The organism is Paenibacillus sp. B46(2026) (genome assembly GCF_056786355.1).
The window spans coordinates 6315428-6335335 of sequence record NZ_CM165907.1 but is presented as its reverse complement, the minus strand read 5'-3'; the positions used below and the strand labels follow the sequence as shown (position 1 = coordinate 6335335).

Sequence of the window (19908 nt, the reverse complement as noted above, 5' to 3'; positions counted from 1 at the left end):
ATGAAATGAACTCCAAGATGAAGGAGGATATACACATATGGCGCAACAGGAATGGTTTATGGTTAAACATGCGGTGACCGGGCGAGGACTAGCTAATAGCAAAACAGATTCGCTGTCCTATCGATTCCAGCAGGAGGGTACAGGCTTCATATTTACCGTTACGGGCCTGGACGAGCAGACTGTGGAACAGATTATGGAGCTCAGACAGGAACTGAACGTATTTCGCTTCGTCCAACGCAAGGATCAGCCCCTCTTGAAACACTGGTACTACGTAGAGGGTGAGCGGGTAGAGTATGACAGGGAGCGTCACACGCTATGCATCTATGCGAAGTCGGAGATTCGCTATGTGCCTGATGATTATTTTGCCGATTAACTTATAAGTAACTATAGAATTTGGAACATCCCAGAAGGTCTCTGTTAAATACGGAGGCCTTTTTGCTGTCTGGATTCAGAGAATTCACTCTTATTTTTGCAAAAAGGACCACATAATTCCCAGCTGTCTGGCACAAGCTACCTTGTATAAAAACAAGAACGGAGGGGCGGCATATGGCAGACAAAACATCTGGGAAAGACAAGTCCCGACAACCGGGACGAGCGTCAGAAGAAAAAAAGCATATCCCTCTGGGACTGCCGTCCCCGCCTTTTCTGCGGCAGCCGATTAGTGCATTACATGAAACTCAGATTCAGGCGGTAAAGGAGATCTTTTCCGATTGCTCGGATGTGGTTTTTCGTAATGTCATGATTACGCCGGAAGTGAAAGGGCTTCTGGTCTATATTGAAGGTATTGTCAATTCGGCTGATATCCAGGAACACATGCTGCGTCCGATTATTCGAGGGCTGGTCGAGCAGCGTACAGATGAACCTGATGTTCCACTGGATGATACGCGCGTTGAGTTGACACAGGTGAAAAGGGTTGAAACCTGGGCTGCAGCAGCAGAAGGGGTGCTCGCATCCTCCGCACTTCTGTTGGTCGATGGAAATCGGCAAGCCTGGATGTTCAACGTCAAAGGCGGCGTCAGACGTGGTGTGGAGGAACCTCAGACGGAATCCGTGATTCGGGGACCACGGGAGGGATTTACCGAAACGCTCCGTTTGAATACAGCTTTACTGCGGTTCAAGCTGAAAACCCCCTCTCTCAAGATGGTGAGTATGACACTCGGCACAGAAACCAAGACCGATATCGTTCTGACCTATCTGGACGATATTGCTGATCCGGAGTTGATCCGGGACGTCAAGAAACGCCTGGAAAAAATCAAAATAGACGGCATCCTGGAAACGGGATATATCGAGGAACTGATTGAAGATCATCCATACTCTCCTTTTCCACAGATGCACTACTCGGAGCGGCCGGATACGGTTGCAGGAAATCTGTTGGAGGGGCGCTTTGCCATTCTAGTGGATGGCACTCCCTTTGCCTTGATTGCTCCAGTCACGATGTGGCAGATGCTGCAAGCCAGCGAGGATTATTATGAACGATTCTTCATCAGTAATCTGTTGCGCTGGATTCGGTTTTTGTTCGTCGCCATCGCTCTATTCCTGCCAGCTCTGTATATCGCTATCACAACATTTCATCAGGATATGTTGCCAACCACGCTGATTCTAAGTATTGCCGGTGCACGGGAAGCAATCCCTTTTCCGGCATTGATTGAAGCGCTCATTATGGAGCTATCCTTCGAAGCGCTCCGAGAAGCGGGGGTCAGGTTACCCAAAACGGTGGGTCAGGCCGTCAGTATCCTCGGTGCACTTGTGATTGGGCAGGCGGCTGTTCAGGCGGGTATTGTGTCCGCACCGATGGTTATTATCGTATCCATGACAGGGATAGCTTCCTTCACGATCCCGCGATTTAACTTCGCGATTACCGTGCGTCTGCTGCGATTCCCGATCATGTTGCTGGCAGGCATGCTTGGGTTGTACGGTATCGTGATTGGTTTGGTCCTGATCTCGGTGCATCTGACACAGATGACTTCGTTCGGTGTGCCTTATCTGTCAGGTCTTAGCCCGTATAGTAAGACAGATACCAAGGACATAATCATTCGTGTGCCGTGGTGGAAAATGATCAATCGTCCCTCCACGGTGCATCGGGACCAGAAACGGATGGCCGAAAAGATCAACGGTTCCCCTGAAGCAGAGAAAGGGTGGTGAACCCATGCAGTTCTTATACAAATACCGGCCAGTTATAGCTCTGTTGTTATGTACCTCGCTCATTTCCGGTTGCTGGGATCGAGAGGAAATTAACGATATTGCCTTTGTAATTGGTATCGCTGTCGATAAGGATAGTGAGAACTACAGAACCAGTCTGCAGATTGCTCTTCCGGGACAAGCCGGTTTCTCAGGTAGTGAAGGAGGCGGAGGGGGCACAAGCGGTGATAAATCCTGGTTCATGCTGTCCAATACAGCCAAAACCTTTCGTGGAACATCCCTTGAAGGGCAAAAAGCCTTGTCCCGCAGGTTGTATTACGCTCATCGCCGTACGCTGCTGATTGGTGAGGAATTGGCGAAGAAGGGGGTTGCTCCCATGCTGGATTTATTGACACGGTATCCGCTCAATCGTTTCTCCGCACTTCCCGTCATTACAAGAGGAGAAGCATACAAGGTATTGGACACGGATGCACCAATAGAGAAATTCCCCTCCGAGATGGTGCGGGAACTGTGTTTACTGAACATGCGTAACCCACGCTCACTCAAAACATTCATCGATGCCATTCTGGGTGAAGGTATAGATCCCTATTTGCCCGTAGCCTCGGTTGAAGACAATGTACCGAAGAACTGGAAGGATGTTAAAACCAATATCAAGTTGGATGGGTTAGCCATCTTCAAGAAAGACAAGTTGGTTGGCATGATTGATAAGGCACCAGCCGATGCGTTGATTCTGGCCATGGGCGAGGCTAATGCGCCAGAAGTTATGGTTAAAGCTCCTGGCGGTGAGGGAGATATGTTCATCAAGCTGAACGAGAACAATTCTTCCCTGCACCCGAGCATCAAGAATGGCAAGGTAACTGTGAACATTGAATTGTATGCCAAGGGCGTTCTCGTAGATAACGAATCCAATTATGGTGATCGGCGTGAGAACGAGATGCTGAACATAAATGAAGCGACTCTTGAAAAAATTAAATCGGACATTGAAGAAGGTGTCCGATTGGTTCAGAAAAAATATCATGCCGACATTCTGGGTATCGGTCGGTCGATCCATCAACATTTGCCGGCGGAGTGGGAGAAATTGAAGGATCGCTGGGATGCCATTTATCCTGATGTCGAGGTGAAAGTCACTCCCCACGTCATTATCGAAAATGTAGGGGTGATTAATAAACCGATCGGTGTCATGGAGGAGGATATCATACATGATTAAACCGCTTTTATTTACCTATCTGGCCATGGTAATCATAGTGGTTTTGATGGATTTCAGACATTTGAAGCAGGCGGCCAATATCAATCGCTGGCTATCCTATAGTTTGATTGCGTTGGGTACAGGCCTTTGTTTCTATGTTGCCTATTTGAGCAAAACCGTATTTGTGTCGGTATGGATCAGCCATGTCATCCAGCGGCTATTGCCATTGCCCTAGACGGTGGATGGAGGGATCATGCCGTTACGGTTCACAGGAGAGAAAGGAGGTAGTTCATGAATCAGAAAGTGACTCACCGTCAGATGGTACTGCTCGTGCTGCTGCTCAGCATTACAGGAACGTTAATTCAGCCCCATGCCCAGGCCATTTACCACGCAAAGCAGCACGCTTATCTCTCGTATGTGCCAGTGGTGCTCGTAATGACCGCATCGCTGTGGATGTTAAGCCGGGTTCAGCGAAGATTTCCCGATAAGGATCTGTTCCAATCTCTGGTTGAACGGTTTCCCTTCCTTGGAAGAGTGACCGGATTGCTGTACATTTTGTTCTTTTTCTTCGTGCTAGCGAGAGATCTTCGGTTAACGGGTGATTATATAAGCATGACGCTGTTAGAAACCACGCCCGTCTCCATCGTTGTATTGTCACTTATTGTTATGGGGGTCTTTATTGTCAGAGGAGGACTCGGTTCGTTAATCGGCATGGCGGAGTTGTATGTGACGCTGTTTCTGTTAAACTCCGTGATTGTGCCTTTCATGCTTATTCAACAGATCAATCTGGATAACCTGATGCCGTATTTTCACGTTGATGTTGCGGGTGTAGGCAAAGGAAGTTGGTACATATTTTCTTTTTATGGAGAGATAATTGCATTACCTTTTGTCATCAAAGGTAGTGATTTTCGATTTAAGTCGGTCCTGTCAGGCATTATCCTGTCTGCCTTGTTGATGATGCTAATCCTTGTTGAGACCATCACCTCCATTGGAGTTCCTATCGCTTCAAGATTGGTGTATCCCTCTTATGAACTGGCAAGACAACTGCAAATCAGCGATTTCCTGGACCGGTTTGACCTGGCACTGGCAGCGGCAACCTTGCCTACGATGATCACGAAGATTGCATTTGACCTGTACTTTGTCTGCTGGGGGCTGAAACGAATGATTCCGAACGTATCGGGAAAGGTCATGACTGGCCCTGTGGCCCTGGTTGGATTTGTATGTGCTTTCTGGTTCTTCAAAAATGCCATTCAGCTCAATCGGTTTACCCGGGAATGGACATGGGTCGCCATTGTTTTTGAAGCGCTGTTCCCCATTGTGCTGTTCCTGTTCCTTCGTCCACGTAAAAAGGATAAACAAAAATCTCCTCGTCAGAGATCTGGAGAACATTCAAGGAAAGAGAAGCATGAGCCGGAACAAGAATCGGCTGATTCGGAGAAGGACGGAGAGAAAAGACGGAAGGACTCTCATGGTGGAGAACTGCAGCCTTCCTGATGCATTCCATCAAAAATCGTTATAGATGAACGGGCAAAAAGAGAGGCAGTACAGTTTCCCTTCGCAGAAGTACCCTGTATACTGTAGTCAGACTGATGAACATTCGGCTGAACTAACGGGGGGAACATGAATGGCTCAACATTTGGCAGGTGTACGTGTAGCATTGACAGGACCACGAAAATCGAAAGAGATGTCCTTGCTGGTTGAAAAGATGGGTGGAATTCCGCTTGTGCGACCGGCACAGGGAACGGTATTTCTGGATGATCGGAATATCAGGGATGGACTTGTGTCCTGGATCTCGGACCCGCCGGACTGGGCGGTATTGACCACGGGCATGGGATTGGACGCGTTATTTGAGATGGCCGAGGATATGGAAGTGGCGGGACAGTTGCTGGATGCGCTGTCGGAGTCCTCGATTGCGGCGAGAGGTTACAAGACAGTGAATGCACTGAAAAAGCGCAAGTTAACACCGCTAGTACGGGACGATGATGGCAGTACGGACGGGCTTATTCGTGAATTTGCCCCGCATGATCTCACAGGGAAAAAGGTCATGTTGCAGCTTCACGGGGAGACAGCTCCCAAACTCGTTGCATGGTTGGAAGAACAAGGTGCGATCGTCAGACAAGTGCTTCCTTACCGCCATGTACCGCCAGAAGAGACGGAGCTGGAACAGCTTTTGACTGAGATTGTACAGCACGAGGTAGATGCTGTTGCTTTTACAAGTGGACCGCAGGTCCGATTCCTGGCGCAATATGCAGCATCTCAGGACAAGCTTGAACCGATGCTCGAAGCGTTCAGACAAGGTGTAATCCCTGCATCCGTAGGCAAAGTGACTGCAAATGCGATGCGTGAAGAGGGCATTGAGGCATTGGTGATTCCGGAGGAAGAAAAGATGGGGGCACTTATCGTTGAACTTGGGCGTTACTTTGCCGCGGGTCATGCGGATAAGGTTCGTGGCCGTCAATAAAGGTTGATAAGTGAGCAGAAACGAACTCAATTCGTTGGTTGTTGGATGTTTATAACGAATGGGATAAGCTTAGGTTATTCCGGGTTCTGATCCGATTTTAGGATCAGGACTTTTTTCTGTTATGTCTGAAAATAGAAGAATGGATAAGTATCATAAGCATGGACATTATTTCCTGCACGGTGTTATTATGAAAACAATAATTGAATGAAAACAAGCAAGGTGCTCTTGCGTAAAGCGAGAGGTAACAGGGAATCGGGTGAAAGTCCCGAGCGGTCCCGCCACTGTAATGGTGAAGCCCTTTTTGATCCAAGTCACTCGCATAGCCGGGGAAGACAGAAAAGGAAGCTGATGATCCAGAGCCAGGAGACCTACCTTGCATGTGTCACCGAACCCTTCGCGGAAAGGAATGGTGTACGAAGAATCAGGAATTGGGCGAACAAGCGGTTCGCCCGGCTGGCCCCCTTGGCCACATAGTCACAGGATTACCCTCCGGGAGTCTGGGGCTGTGTTCTTGAGTGTACGTACATGCGTATCCCATCCGTTATAAGGATGGGATTTTTTTGTTTTTATATGAACGATATATCCCTACGATCCCCAGTGTTGTGTCGGGAAATTGAAGGTAGAGGAATAGATCAGATTGATCATGCAGTTGGTTTATAAGAACCGGGTTGGATGATCTGAGTTAACAGAGTTATGAATTGAACACGCTTAACAGTTGGGGAGAAGGTCGGCATAGCCGTCCTTCTTCACTGTTTAATCCGTACGACAAGTGTGATGAAGGAGGAGAAGCAATGCAAGGTCAAGGCAAGCTGCTAATTATCGGGTTTGGTCCGGGAGCAATGGAACATATCACGAAGCGGGCACTCGAAGCACTTCAGGAGAGCGAGGTTATTATCGGATACAACACCTATGTGGATCTGATTCGCCCTCTGTTGAGCGGGCAAGCGATTGTGCGCACGGGTATGACGGAGGAAGTAAGTCGTGCACAAGAAGCGGTCAGACAGGCGGAGATGGGCAAAATTGTTGCCGTCATTTCCAGTGGTGACGCAGGCGTATATGGTATGGCAGGTCTGGTGTACGAGGTGCTGATGGAGCAAGGATGGAAGCCCGATACCGGTGTTGCTGTCGAAGTTATTCCGGGCGTGTCGGCCATTCAGTCTTGTGCATCACTGCTGGGTGCCCCTGTCATGCATGATGCATGTACGATCAGCCTCAGTGATCACCTCACGCCGTGGGAGACCATTATTCGCAGGGTCGAAGCCGCAGCGTCCGCTGATTTTGTCATTGCCCTGTACAATCCACGCAGTGGACGGCGCACACGCCAGATCGTGGAGACACAGGAAATGATTCTGCGTTACCGTGACCCACAGACCCCGGTAGGTCTGGTGAAAAGTGCATATCGTGAGCGTCAGGGCGTTGTCATGACCACACTGGAGGATATGCTGAATCATGATATCGGCATGCTGACGACTGTGATTATCGGCAACTCCTCGACCATGATGTACGAAGGACTCATGGTCACCCCGCGTGGGTATCAGCGGAAATATACGCTGAGCACCGCGGAACAGTTGCTCAGACCCCATGAGCGACTGCGCACGGAAGCCGAGCCATGGTCGCTCGGCGCAATGGAAGCCCGCGCTGCCGCCTCCGGCGAGGCAGCGGGCGAGAGCGCGGCCAGCCATGCATCGGCCGCGCAGCCACAGGCGGAGCCAGCCCTGCGCGGCGCAAGCGCCGGAGCGGGCACGGCTCCGCAAGGGCAGCTGCCCGCTGGCGCAGGGGCGGCTGCCGCTATGCCTGCGGCAAGCCCGGCGAGTGGCGCTGGCACCGCCGTGCTTGCCGGCGAGCGACCTGCACCCGTTGCGGCAGAGGTCGCTCCGGGCCGGGTCGCAGAAGCGCCCCGCGCTGGCGCAGCTGAGCTCGCCGCCGAGGCGCTGACACGGCTCGCGGCAGGCGGCGCGCTCGCGGGCGAATCGGCGAGCCGCTGGCTGGACGCAACAGCGCCGAGCGAAGCGGCAAGTGCGCCGCAGGCTGCGACCGCAGCAGCGGTACGCACTGCGCCCGAGCCTGGGCGCAAGGCGCCGCTGTTCGAAGTCGGCGTGTCGCCCGGCGTGGGCAACAAAAAATTCACCGCAGCCCAGATGGCGCTGCTGGCGCAGTGTGCAAGTGAAGACGGCGAACTGGAGTACACGCCGGAACACCAGATTATTCTGAGAGTGCCGACATTTGAACCGGACTCGCTGGTTGAAGAGCTGCGTGCAGCGAATTTTATCGTTGTACCGATTGGCGATGTCATCAAGGTGAAGGCCTGTGACTTCTGCAACATGGAGAAGGACGATGCTGTTCCGATGGCTAACCATTTACAGGCCGTGATTGGCGGACTGGGTGCACCGAAAGAAACGAGTGTGGCGCTGAATGGCTGCGGTATGGCATGTTACGGGGCCGTGCTGGAGGATATCGGCATCGTGTATCGCAAAGGCGCATACGACCTTTTCCTCGGGGGCAAGAAATTCGGCCGCAATGCTCATCCTGCACAGCCCGTAGCAGAGGGAATTCCGGGTGACCAGATAGGTGGAATTGTGGAACGAATTGTGGCGGATTACAAGGAAAAGGGCCATCCGAATGAGCGATTCCACAAGTTTTTCAAACGAGTCGGCATAATTCAGGGCTTCCGCCATGTGGACGCACCGGTCACGGTGGAAGTAAACCCGATATGTGGTGACTAATTCCATACTAATTCCGTACTAATGCCTGACTAAGCTTTGAATAAGCAATAATTATGTCCTTGACTGAGTCATCTTCTTCGGGGAGGCGTGGTGAGTAACTTGTCAGAACGTATCTAGTCGTTTGCAATATTCGCTGAATTTCAGCTGACATAGATGGATTGATTATGAAAAGTCTGATCTGCGGGTCAGACGGGGGAGGAATAACAAAGATGGATGCAATATTGTTGGTGGGACACGGGAGTCGTGATCCCGAGGGGAACCGGGAACTGAAGGAGTTTGCAAATGAGGTAGCAGCAAAGGCACCGGAAAATACGCTGGTGGAAACTTGTTTTCTGGAGTTAACGAGACCAAGTATTGCTGAAGGCGTTACCGCTTGTGTGGATCGAGGGGCAACACGTGTTGTGTTGGTACCAATCATTCTGTTTGCTGCCGGTCATGCCAAGATTGATATTCCTAACGCCATTGACCGCGCGAAGGCACGTTATCCGCAGGTGGAGTTTGTATATGGTCGTCCCATCGGTGTCCATGAGAAAGTTGTTCAGATTATGCAGACCCGTCTGCAAGAAGCACAACCTGTACTTGTCGCATCCCAAGGTGGTACAGCAGTAGCGGCTCCACCTGCTCCGGTGACGGATGAAGAGACCGCCGTACTGGTGCTTGGACGGGGAAGCAGTGACCCGGATGCCAACAGTGACTTTTTCAAAATGACCCGGATGTTATGGGAGAAACTGCCCTACAAGTGGACGGAAAGCAGCTTTATCGGCGTGACTCAGCCCTCATTCCCGGATGGATTAGAGCGCTGTCTCTTGCTGGGTGCAAAAAAAATCATCATCATGCCTTACTTCCTGTTCACAGGTGTACTGATCAAGCGCATTGATGAAATGACTGCGGAATTTGCAGCGGCACATCCAGACATTCAGGTTGAGATTGGCGGATATTTTGGCTTCCACCCGAAGCTGGTTGAACTGGTACTGGAGCGAGCCCATGAGGGTTTATACGGACGTGTAACAGCCAATTGTGACAACTGTCAATTCAGATTGGAAGCAGCCAAACATCATCATCACCATCATGATCACGACCATGATCACGACCACGATCATCATCATGATCACCATCATCACGATCACGAGCATAGTCACGACCACCATCATGAACACAGCAATCCGCACAACCACGATCATTCGGATCATGATCACTCGCATCATCATGATGAGCATGACCATCAGCACGTACATACACACGAGGATCACGCGCATAAGCATGACCACGATCATGATCACAATCAGACTGCCATCGATCATCAAGCTTCGCTCGATTATCATCATGATCATGATGGAGAATTGCACCATACGCATCATGAGCACGAAGTCAATCGGAACAACCATGATGACGAAGTAGGAACCGCACAAGAAGATGCTTCTCCCGATCAGGCACAGGTTGCAGCAACTTCGGAGCAGGTGAATCGTCCATGATCTTTATGTTGTGTGGTACGAGTGATGCAAGGGAACTGGCTCTACAGATCCAGCAGCAAGGTGCAGACGTGCTGACTTCTGTTGTAACCGACAGTGCGGCGAATAGTCTGACCGATACCGGATTACCTGTTCGGACAGGCCGTTTGACTGTGGAAGCCATGGTGGAACTGGTGCGTGAAAAAGGTAGCCGTGCCATTGTGGATGCAAGTCATCCGTTTGCCGAAGAAGCACATGCCAATGCGATGGAAGCAGCGAAACAGGCGGGTATTCCATACATTCGTTATGAGCGCACGGGTTTGGCGTACGATGATCATGCGTTGCTGCATGTTGTATCTTCCTACGATGAAGCGGCACTCAAGGCCAAAGAGCTGAAGGGCTCCGTCATGCTCACCACAGGTAGCAAAACGTTACAGATCTTCACCAAGTATCTGCTCGGTGATCCGGACATTCGTCTCGTTGCCCGCATGCTCCCACGTCTCGACAATATGGAGAAATGCGGTGAGCTTGGCGTTGAACAACGCAATATTATTGCGATGCAGGGACCTTTTTCCCGTGAAATGAATGAAGCCTTGTACAAGCACTATGCGACGACCGTAATGGTCACTAAGGAGAGCGGCAAGACCGGAGCAGTGGATGAGAAAATCCAATCTGCACTGGAGCTGGGCATTCATGTTGTGCTGATTTCACGCCCTGAGGCTGAATTTGGGACGGTGTTTGATCATTTTGAAGGTGTACTGGATGAGTTGAAGCGCGTATTGGTGCAGTAGAACACCCCAATAGTCTTAATTTGAATAATGAATTTTTGAATGACACCACTACTTGAAGGAGTGAAATGCATATGGATTTCAAAACGGAATTTAAACCGTTGACCGTACAACCACAGGAGATTGAGGGCAAAAGCTTTGAGATGATCACGGAGGAACTGGGTGAGCATCCTTTCACGGATGAGCAATATCCCGTGGTACAGCGTGTTATTCACGCCTCGGCTGACTTCGAACTGGGCCGTAGCATGGTGTTCCATCCGGATGCCATTCAAGCAGGGATTGCAGCACTCCGCGCCGGCCAATCCGTCATCGCTGACGTACAGATGATTCAGGCTGGCGTGAGCAAGGATCGCATTCGCGGTTTCGGCGGAGATGTGCACGTACATATTTCCGATCCGGATGTGATGGAGGAAGCCAAACGCTTGAACACCACTCGGGCAATTATCTCGACGCGTAAAGCGAACCAATTATACGAAGGCGGAATTTACGCCATTGGAAACGCACCAACAGCACTGCTGGAACTGATCCGTTTGGTCAAAGAAGGCGAAGCCAAACCAGGCCTGATCATCGGTATGCCGGTTGGATTCGTATCCGCAGCTGAGTCCAAAGACGAGCTACGCAAGCTCGACATCCCGTTTATCACCAACATCGGCCGCAAAGGCGGAAGCACCATCGTCGTAGCTGCCCTGAACGCCATCTCCCTGATGGCAGTTAAGGCGTAGTTGTTTTTAAGTAAACGCCACAGGATATTGGAAAGCGTTAACGAACTCCAAAGGCCTTATATTACGGATTATCATCCATTTCATATTTTTACGAATCAGAGTAACGCTATTCCGGTGAAAAACGCCAAAAAGTGTTGAAAACATCATCTTTTTAATGAAATAACGCCACTACGATACGTTACAATTTTTGTTTGTGGTATTTGGCCCCAATAGCGTCTCCTCGGTTCGTTAAAATGTATCTTGGTAACTACATTCCATGCCATCTTCTAGTGGCATGGAATGATCAGTTACCCAAATAAACCTCAGGGCATTGTTTAGCCCAAGAGGTGGCACTGCGCACTGTGCCAGGTGGATACAGAAGCAGGTAGCAGCGAAGGGGACGGAATCGATTCTGAAGAAGCGGAGCGGTCGCCTAAAAGCTTTCTGCAAGAAAGCTACTTCGGAAGCATAAGCCGTCTCCGGATTTCTCCCTTTTGGAAAAGGGAATCAAAGAAATCTGGAGACAACAGCGATCATAAGAACGATCCGTTCCCGTAGCGGTCACCCAAGCGCCAAAAGCCACCTACGCAGCGTAATGCAACCTAACTAACAAAGGACGGGAGGTTCAAACCCCATGATAGGCGGCAATACAGACCCCGACAAACCAATGCGTTCCGGCTTCACCACAGGAGCGTGCGCCACAGCCGTTGCCAAGGGAGCGACGCAGCTCCTGTTAACAGGTGTTATTCCGGTACAGGCCGTGGTTTCATTGCCCGCGGGCTTTGACCACTCGTTCGAACTGATCGAGCAGGAATTGACCGATGGCGTAGCGACCTGTGCCACCATCAAAGACGCCGGGGATGACCCGGACGCCACGCATCGGGCGAAGATCATCGCGCATGTGTCCTGGCGGGACGAGCCGGGTATGGAGCTGGATGGGGGCATCGGCGTAGGCCGGGTCACGAAGCCTGGACTGCCCGTGCCTGTAGGCGAAGCAGCAATTAATCCCGTACCTCGCCGTATGATTACCGAAGCCGTCACCCAGGTGCTCGCCGAACACGGCACAGCCAGAGGGGTGCGGGTTGTGATCAGCGTGCCGGACGGCGAAGAGATCGCCAAGAAGACACTGAATTCCCGTCTGGGCATTCTGGGCGGCATCTCCATTTTAGGTACACGCGGCGTGGTCGTTCCGTTCTCCACCTCTGCTTACAGAGCCAGTGTAGTGCAGGCGATCTCGGTTGCTCAGGCATCCGGCTGTGAACATATTGTGCTGACCACGGGCGGCAGTAGTGAGAAATATGCGATGAAAATGATGCCCGAACTGCCGGAGGAAGCCTTTATTCAGATGGGTGACTTTGTCGGCTTTGCCATCAAACATGGTAAACGGTTGGGCATGAAACGAATAACTCTGGTCGGGATGCCAGGCAAATTTGCCAAAGTGGCTCAAGGCGTCATGATGGTGCACTCCAAGAGTGCGCCGGTGGATTTTGGATTTCTTGCGTCCGTGGCCCGGGAGACCGGAGCCGGAGATGAACTGGCGCAAGCGATCGAGGAAGCCAACACGGCGACTCAGGTGGCAGATATGATGACCGAGGCGGGGTACTTGCCCTATTTTGAAAAGTTATGTACATACGCCTGTCGGCACTGTTTGGAACATGCGGGAGGCGGCGTGACGGTGGAAGTGGTATTGGTCACGATGAAAGGAATGGAACTGGGGAGGGCGGAAATCAGTGAACTCGAAGACAGCAACTGGAGCAAAGAATCGTAAAATCCGCATTATCGGCGTGGGTGAAGAAGGCGCTGCAGGATTGACAACGGATAGCCTGAATCTCATTCAGGAGGCAGATGTACTCGTGGGCGGAGAGCGCCAGCTGCAATATTTCCCGGCATTTGCGGGTGAGAAGTTAGCGATTAAGAGCGGTTTAAGCGATCTCGTTGTGAAAATAAAAGCGTTGCAGGCCACACACAACGTCGTTGTGCTTGCCTCGGGAGACCCGCTGTTCTACGGCATCGCCGGGTATTTAGCGCGCAAATTAGGCCCGGATCTACTGGAGATCCGGCCTAATCTCAGTTCGCTGCAGCTGGCATTTGCCCAGCTTGGCGAGAGCTGGCACGATGCCGTGCTCGAAAGCGTGCACGGACGCCCGCTCAAGGGCCTCGCACAGCGCATTGATGGCAAAGCCAAAATTGCGCTGCTCACGGACGAGCACAACAGCCCCGCTGCGATCGGGGCTTATCTGCAACAGTTCGGCATGACCGAGTATGATGCCTACGTTGCCGAGAACCTGGGCGGGGCAGACGAACGTGCCCGCCATTACACCCTGGGCGAGCTGGCGGCAGCAGAATGCAGCCCGCTGAACGTCGTGATTTTGCTGCGCCGCAAGGATGCACCGGCGCCGCGCCGGGGATTCGGGTTTGCGGATGAGGAATTCCATCAGCGCAAACCGGAGAAAGGCCTGATCACCAAACGCGAGGTCCGCGCATTCAGCTTGGCTGAACTGCGACTTGGCGTGGACAGCATCGTGTGGGATATCGGCGCAGGCTCAGGCTCAGTGGCGGTAGAATGCACGCGGCTCGCGCCGCAGGGACAAGTCTTCGCCATAGAAAAAAACGAAGGGGACCTCGTGAACATCGAGGCCAACCGGATCAAATTCCGGACAGACTTCACCGTCCTTCATGCCAAAGCACCAGCAGGGCTGGACGAACTACCGAATCCGGATGCGGTGTTCATTGGCGGCAGCGGCGGTGAACTCGCTCAGCTGATCGCCTTGTGTGCGTCCCGGCTGCGCCCGGAGGGACGCATTGTGGTGAATGCAGCGACCATCGAGACGCTGCATGACAGCATGAAGGCCATGCGCGAAGCGGGCCTGATTGCCTCCGTGACGTTACTTCAGACGGCGCGCAGCAAGCCAATCCTGAACATGACCCGTTTTGACGGATTGAATCCAATTTACGTCATCACAGGACAGCACACAGTAACCGAAGAAGCGGAATCCGCAGACGGAGCAGAGTGATTTTTCAGTGAGCGAACAAGGGGGAGAATAGCATCAGTACAACAACAGGAAGTACTACAAGGGATATTACAGATACAGATGTGTCGTTGAAGGATAAAACAGTAGGTACGCTGTATGGCGTGGGTGTCGGGCCGGGAGACCCGGAGCTGATTACCGTGAAGGCGTACCGGATGATCCGGGAATGTCCCGTGGTCGCTTACCCGAAGAAACGTAAAGGCGGTAAATCGTACGCCCACGAGATCGTGGAACTGTATGTGAACCCGGAAGAGAAAGAGATGCTCGGCCTGATCTTCCCGATGACCAAGGACCCGGTTGTGCTTGAACGCGAGTGGGGCAAGACGGTTGAAGCATGCTGGGGTGCGCTCAAGGAAGGCAAGGATGTGGCCTTTGTAACCGAGGGCGACCCGAACCTGTATAGCACATTTATTCATCTGGCACGGCTGATGCGAGAGCTGCATCCTGAAGTACCGATTAGTTCAATTCCAGGCATCTCATCCGTATTGGGTGCAGCGGCAGCGCTGGATATTCATCTGGCAGACGGAGACGAGCAGGTGGGCATTATTCCGGCTACGGCAGATAAAGAAGCGATGCGGCAGGCGATTGAGCACCACGATACGATTGTATTTATCAAAGTGGCGAAGGTGCTTGACCCGATGCTTGAATTGCTCGACGAGATGGGACTCGGCGGCAAAGCTTCGGTCGTTACCAAAGTTACTTCTCCATATGAACTGGTCTGGCGTGATGCCCGTGAACTGAAGGGGCAGGAGCTGGAATATTTAAGCCTGATGGTGGTGAGCAAATGAAGACATTGGAAGCAAAAGTTTATATCGTAGGCGCAGGCCCTGGTGACCCGGAACTGATTACGGTGAAGGGTTCGAACATTTTAAAGAGTGCGGATATGGTCCTGTATACGGATTCCCTCGTGAACGATGAACTGATTGCCACCGCGAAGCCCGAAGCAGAAGTGCTGCAAAGCTCTGGCATGGATCTGGAGCGTCAGGTTGAGCTGATGTGTGAAGCCACTCGTGCGGGTCGCAGTGTAGCTCGTGTGCACACGGGTGATCCAGCGATGTACGGCGCAATTCTGGAACAAATGGTACTGCTGAAACAGCAGGGCGTGGAATATGAGATCATTCCGGGTGTGAGTTCGGTCTTTGCTTCGGCCGCTGCGCTGGGTGCTGAACTTACTGTACCAGAACTAACGCAGACCGTAATTCTGACGCGTGCAGAAGGTCGTACACCTGTACCTGAACGGGAGAAGCTGCGTGATCTCGCATCCCATCACTGTACGGTAGCGCTCTTCCTGAGTGCAACTCTGGCGAAAAAGGTCGTGGTTGAATTCCTCGCCGCAGGCTGGAGCGAAGATACGCCGGTTGCAGTTGTGCAACGTGCGACATGGCCTGACCAGAAAATTGTACGGACCACGCTTGCCAATCTGGCAGCGGATCTGCGTGCCGCTGGTATTACAATGCATGCGATGATTCTGGCAGGCTGGGCACTTGACCCGGATCTTGTGAACCGGGATGCCCACCGTTCCAAGCTGTATGATAAATCCTTTACCCATGGCTACCGCAAGGGAGTGAAGTCTGGTGAGTAATCCGTTTGCAGCCGTTGCCATTACGAAGCATGGCGTGGAAATGGTGCGTAATCTGGCAGGGCAGTTCCAGGGCACCGACGTGTATTATATGAGCAAGTTTGCTCGTGGGGATGAAGAACAGTTGGGTTATGAGCTGTTCGAAGGCTCAGTGAAGCTGATTTTGCCTGATTTGTTCAAACGATATAATGGCATTATTCTATTCATCTCCCTGGGTGCAGTTGTGCGTATGATCGCTCCGATCCTGGTAGACAAAAAGGTCGATCCCGCTGTGCTGGTTATTGATGACCGCGGTGAAAATGTGATCAGCGTGCTGTCTGGTCATCTTGGCGGCGCGAATGAATTGACTCGTCAGGTCGCGGAAGTACTCGGCGCACGTGCGGTCATTACGACAGCTTCAGACGTGCAAGGCACCATTCCGGTGGACATGTTCGGACGGGAGCTCGGTTGGATCGTAGAGAGCTTCGACAAGGCGACACCTGTCAGTGCGGCTGTTGTGAACGAAGAGCCCGTTGCACTCATTCAGGAGACAGGGGAGCGGAACTGGTGGAGATATAACAAACCAGTGCCGGATCACATCCGCGTCTTCAACAGCCTGGAGGAAACGGAATCATTCTCGTTCAACGCTGCGCTGGTCGTTAGCGACCGTCTGCTTTCGGCAAAAGAAGAGGAACGTTTTCTCACCAATGGCGTACTGTATCGTCCAAAAAGCCTCGTCCTTGGCATGGGCTGCAATCGCGGCACATCCGTAGAGGAATTGGAGCAGGAAGTCCTCGCTACCTTGGAGGAGTTATCCCTTTCCGTGAAAAGCGTGCGTAACATTGCCACGATTGATCTGAAAAAGGATGAAGAAGGCCTGCTGGCCCTTTGCGCCAAATACGGCTGGGAACTCGTGACCCACACCCCTGCGGAACTCAATACGGTGAAGCTTGCGAATCCATCCGAGACGGTATTCAAATATACCGGAGCATATGGCGTAAGTGAACCTGCGGCGTTGCTCTCCTCCGGAGCTGATCATTGGCTGCTAGAGAAGAAAAAGAGCGGTAATCTGACAATCTCCGTAGCACGCGTTTCATTTGAGTAGAGATATGCATGAAGTAAATCTACTTTACACGGTACTGCGATGACAGAACAACCTAAGATTCATTCATCTATTGAGAAATGTGCATTAAGCTTAACCGCATCGCTATATGATGCGGTTTTGTTTAGATTATAGAATTTATACGTTTTCAGCGGAGCTGAAGGATTCGATAATCGCAAGAAAAGCAACAACTAAAACACGAATGGTTCATCCTTGATAGTGCTTCGATCAGAAGCTTTTGTTATATAGAAGAAAAGAAGAAAAGGTGGAAATGATGATGACCATTTCAGATCGTAACGCCAGACCCCGACTGATCATTGCAGGGACCGGAAGTGGTGCAGGGAAAACAACAGTAACCTTGGGGCTGATGAGAGCACTCGCTCAGCGTGGTTTGAGTGTACAAGGGTTCAAATGTGGCCCGGATTATATTGATCCGACATACCATACCGCAGTCACGGGCAGACCGTCACGTAATCTGGATGCATGGATGACATCGCCTGAGTATGTGAGAGATACGTTCGAGAAGGCATCGGCGGGACATGATATTTCCATTATCGAGGGTGTAATGGGCCTCTACGATGGCAAAGATCCGCTCAGTAATACAGGCTCAACTGCAGAGATTGCTCTGGTCACGCAGACCCCTGTGATCCTGGTCGTGGACGTACGCAGCATGGCTCGCAGTGCGGCCGCGATTGTACTGGGTTTTCAACAGTTGGAGCCTGAATTAAATATGGCCGGAGTGATTGTCAACCGTTGTGGAAGTGCGGGGCATTATACCATTGTAAAAAAAGCCATTGAGCAGATGTGCGGCATTCCGGTGGTTGGCTGGCTGAAGCGGGACGAGGACATGTCCATTCCGGAGAGACATCTGGGACTGGTGCCTGCCATCGAGCGCGGTGAACTGGAACCATTATTTCAGCGGGCTGCCGATGTGATCATGGAAGGCACCGATCTGGATCTTCTGCTGGAGCTGGCAGCAAGCGCCCCACCTTTCAAACGACAAGATGTGAGCTTTGCAGAGGCAAACACAGATTCTGCCCATTCGTTTGGCGGACCAGAAGCTACAACAGTTGAAGGTGTTGCCCAGGCGATGAGTACAGCATATACTTCATCTCCTGCGGATCAAGACTCACAATCCGATCCCCATTCAGATGCAGAGACAATCGCTTATGATGCACATGTTGCTGAGGATTCACGTCCTGTCATTGCAGTTGCGCGGGACGCAGCATTCAATTTCTATTATCCGGATAATCTCGAACTGCTTGAAGCTGCAGGAGCTGAGCTGCAATATTTCAGTCCGCTGGCTGGTGAAGGCATTCCGGCCGAGTCAGACGGCATCTATTTGGGCGGTGGATTTCCTGAAGAATTTGCAGCAGAGATTGCCGGTAACCAAGGGTTCTTGGAAGGACTTCGACAGGCGGCACAATCCAACATGCCTTTATTTGCCGAGTGTGGCGGCTACATGGTACTTGGGGAAACGTTGACCGACCGTGAGGGCGTTACTTTCAACATGGCGGGCATTATCCCCGCACAGGTGCAGATGCAGAAGAAGCGAGCTGCGCTTGGCTATCGTGAAGCGAGTAGCGTTCAGGATTCCTTTTTGCTGAAAAAGGGTGAAGTGCTTCGGGGTCATGAATTTCATTACTCCACGATGACCTATCGTGAAGACAAAACGATTCCTTATGCTTATGAGACCAAGGGGTTACGCGGCTTGAAGCAAGAGGGGTATGCGGCAGGAAACATCGTAGCGGGGTATACACACGTTCATCTGGGCTCTTACCCGGCGGCCGCTCGAAGATGGGTGGAGCATTGTCTAGCCTATCGGCAGGAGCGATATGGGTCAGGAATAATAACAGAGCAATAAACAGCTCAATTCAATAAGCAGAATGGCTCTAATCTCGCTTTTACCTCCTGAGACTTTGGTCGTGAAGTTGGCGATCCCATTCTGAATTAAAGGTTTTCAGATGAATATGTGGAATGAATAAAAGACAGAATCATTTTGCGAGGGAGGGACATCATGATGAGAACCGTATGTGTAACGGGAGCCGCCCGGGGATTGGGATTGGCTTTGACGGCACAGATGCTGAAGAGAGGGTATCTTGTGTATGCGGCCGGTCTGGACGTGGAAGATTCCGAGGGAATTCGTAGGCTTGCAGAAGGATATCCTGACCATCTGCGCGCCATCGAATTGGATATCGAAGATGACTTGTCGGTAGCTCTGTTCACAGAGACATTGAAGCTGGATACGAATCATCTGGATATGCTGATCAATAATGCGGCTATACTAGGAAGTATTACGGATCATATCCGCGGCCCGTTGAATATGACGGAGATGGCTGAAGTATTTAATGTAAATACTCTAGGTACACTGCGTGTGACTCATTCCCTGTTGCCCCTCCTTCTTCAAGGACAGACCAAACTGATTGTTGATATCTCTTCCGAGGCTGGAAGTATAGAGCAATGCAGTCGGGATGGATGGTTTGCCTATTGTATGTCCAAAGCTGCTTTGAACATGCAGGCCTGTCTTGTGCACAATGGTCTGAAGGATGAAGGCGGACAAGTGATGCTTGTGCATCCCGGTTGGGTACAGAGTTATATGCGGGGTGAATTGGATGCTTCTGCGGATCTCACGCCCGAGCAATCTGCACAGCATATCGCAGTACTTATCGACCGCCATGAGCAGTTTAAAGGAGATCAGCCCGCATATGTGGACTACAAGGGAGAGAAGCTCCCCTGGTAGTTGGTTTTATACAGTGAGGTGAACAAGAAAGGA

At 51.5% G+C, this 19908-nt stretch carries 17 protein-coding genes and 1 riboswitch; all 17 genes read left to right on the top strand.

All coding sequences use genetic code 11. From position 1 onward, the window contains the following. Positions 1–37 precede the first annotated feature (37 nt). The 17 genes from AC1S8V_RS28000 (at position 38) to AC1S8V_RS27920 (ending at position 19875) form a co-directional block, all read left to right on the top strand. Positions 38–373 carry a hypothetical protein gene (locus tag AC1S8V_RS28000; RefSeq protein ID WP_482071591.1) on the top strand — a complete coding sequence of 112 codons (336 nt, stop codon included), beginning with the start codon at positions 38–40 and terminating at the stop codon, positions 371–373. A gap of 173 nt (positions 374–546) precedes the next feature. Further along, complete coding sequence (locus AC1S8V_RS27995) at positions 547–2142, top strand: spore germination protein (RefSeq protein ID WP_482071590.1); 1596 nt, start codon at positions 547–549, stop codon at positions 2140–2142. Positions 2143–2146: 4 nt separating this feature from the next. Continuing rightward, positions 2147–3346 carry a Ger(x)C family spore germination protein gene (locus AC1S8V_RS27990; RefSeq protein ID WP_482071589.1) on the top strand — a complete coding sequence of 400 codons (1200 nt, stop codon included), beginning with the start codon at positions 2147–2149 and terminating at the stop codon, positions 3344–3346. Then, a complete protein-coding gene (locus tag AC1S8V_RS27985) occupies positions 3339–3560 on the top strand; it encodes a hypothetical protein (protein ID WP_482071588.1) in 222 nt (73 codons plus the stop codon). Before AC1S8V_RS27990 ends, AC1S8V_RS27985 begins: the two co-directional genes overlap by 8 nt. A 56-nt stretch (positions 3561–3616) precedes the next feature. Next, complete coding sequence (locus tag AC1S8V_RS27980; protein WP_482071587.1) at positions 3617–4819, top strand: GerAB/ArcD/ProY family transporter; 1203 nt, start codon at positions 3617–3619, stop codon at positions 4817–4819. A gap of 130 nt (positions 4820–4949) precedes the next feature. Then, positions 4950–5786 (top strand): uroporphyrinogen-III synthase, encoded by an 837-nt coding sequence (locus tag AC1S8V_RS27975; RefSeq protein ID WP_482071586.1) that lies wholly within the window; start codon positions 4950–4952, stop codon positions 5784–5786. Positions 5787–5986: 200 nt separating this feature from the next. Further along, positions 5987–6176, top strand: a riboswitch (cobalamin riboswitch). A 401-nt stretch (positions 6177–6577) separates the two neighbouring features. After that, positions 6578–8509, top strand: coding sequence for a precorrin-3B C(17)-methyltransferase (cobJ, locus tag AC1S8V_RS27970; protein ID WP_482074599.1), 1932 nt, complete (start codon positions 6578–6580; stop codon positions 8507–8509). Between the two features lie 209 nt (positions 8510–8718). Continuing rightward, entirely contained in the window at positions 8719–9981 is a 1263-nt protein-coding gene (locus tag AC1S8V_RS27965; protein ID WP_482071585.1) for a sirohydrochlorin chelatase, read from the top strand. Further along, positions 9978–10748, top strand: coding sequence for a precorrin-6A reductase (cobK, locus tag AC1S8V_RS27960; RefSeq protein WP_482071584.1), 771 nt, complete (start codon positions 9978–9980; stop codon positions 10746–10748). Before AC1S8V_RS27965 ends, cobK begins: the two co-directional genes overlap by 4 nt. A gap of 71 nt (positions 10749–10819) precedes the next feature. Continuing rightward, positions 10820–11467 carry a precorrin-8X methylmutase gene (locus tag AC1S8V_RS27955; RefSeq protein ID WP_062836865.1) on the top strand — a complete coding sequence of 216 codons (648 nt, stop codon included), beginning with the start codon at positions 10820–10822 and terminating at the stop codon, positions 11465–11467. Positions 11468–12080: 613 nt separating this feature from the next. Further along, the gene (locus tag AC1S8V_RS27950; RefSeq protein WP_482071583.1) at positions 12081–13214 is read left to right on the top strand and encodes a cobalt-precorrin-5B (C(1))-methyltransferase; all 1134 of its coding nucleotides are present in this window, start codon (positions 12081–12083) and stop codon (positions 13212–13214) included. Continuing rightward, positions 13177–14460 carry a precorrin-6y C5,15-methyltransferase (decarboxylating) subunit CbiE gene (gene cbiE / locus AC1S8V_RS27945; RefSeq protein WP_482071582.1) on the top strand — a complete coding sequence of 428 codons (1284 nt, stop codon included), beginning with the start codon at positions 13177–13179 and terminating at the stop codon, positions 14458–14460. Before AC1S8V_RS27950 ends, cbiE begins: the two co-directional genes overlap by 38 nt. An 86-nt stretch (positions 14461–14546) precedes the next feature. Then, positions 14547–15263, top strand: coding sequence for a precorrin-2 C(20)-methyltransferase (gene cobI / locus AC1S8V_RS27940; RefSeq protein WP_482071581.1), 717 nt, complete (start codon positions 14547–14549; stop codon positions 15261–15263). Next, positions 15260–16057, top strand: a complete 798-nt coding sequence (gene cobM / locus AC1S8V_RS27935) for a precorrin-4 C(11)-methyltransferase (RefSeq protein WP_145324589.1) — start codon at positions 15260–15262, stop codon at positions 16055–16057. Before cobI ends, cobM begins: the two co-directional genes overlap by 4 nt. Next, complete coding sequence (locus AC1S8V_RS27930) at positions 16050–17138, top strand: cobalt-precorrin 5A hydrolase (protein WP_482071580.1); 1089 nt, start codon at positions 16050–16052, stop codon at positions 17136–17138. The genes cobM and AC1S8V_RS27930 overlap by 8 nt, the downstream gene beginning before the upstream one ends. A gap of 268 nt (positions 17139–17406) precedes the next feature. After that, entirely contained in the window at positions 17407–18999 is a 1593-nt protein-coding gene (locus tag AC1S8V_RS27925) for a cobyrinic acid a,c-diamide synthase CobB (protein WP_482074598.1), read from the top strand. A gap of 153 nt (positions 19000–19152) precedes the next feature. After that, positions 19153–19875 carry an SDR family oxidoreductase gene (locus AC1S8V_RS27920; RefSeq protein WP_482071579.1) on the top strand — a complete coding sequence of 241 codons (723 nt, stop codon included), beginning with the start codon at positions 19153–19155 and terminating at the stop codon, positions 19873–19875. The last annotated feature ends 33 nt before the right edge of the window (positions 19876–19908 follow it).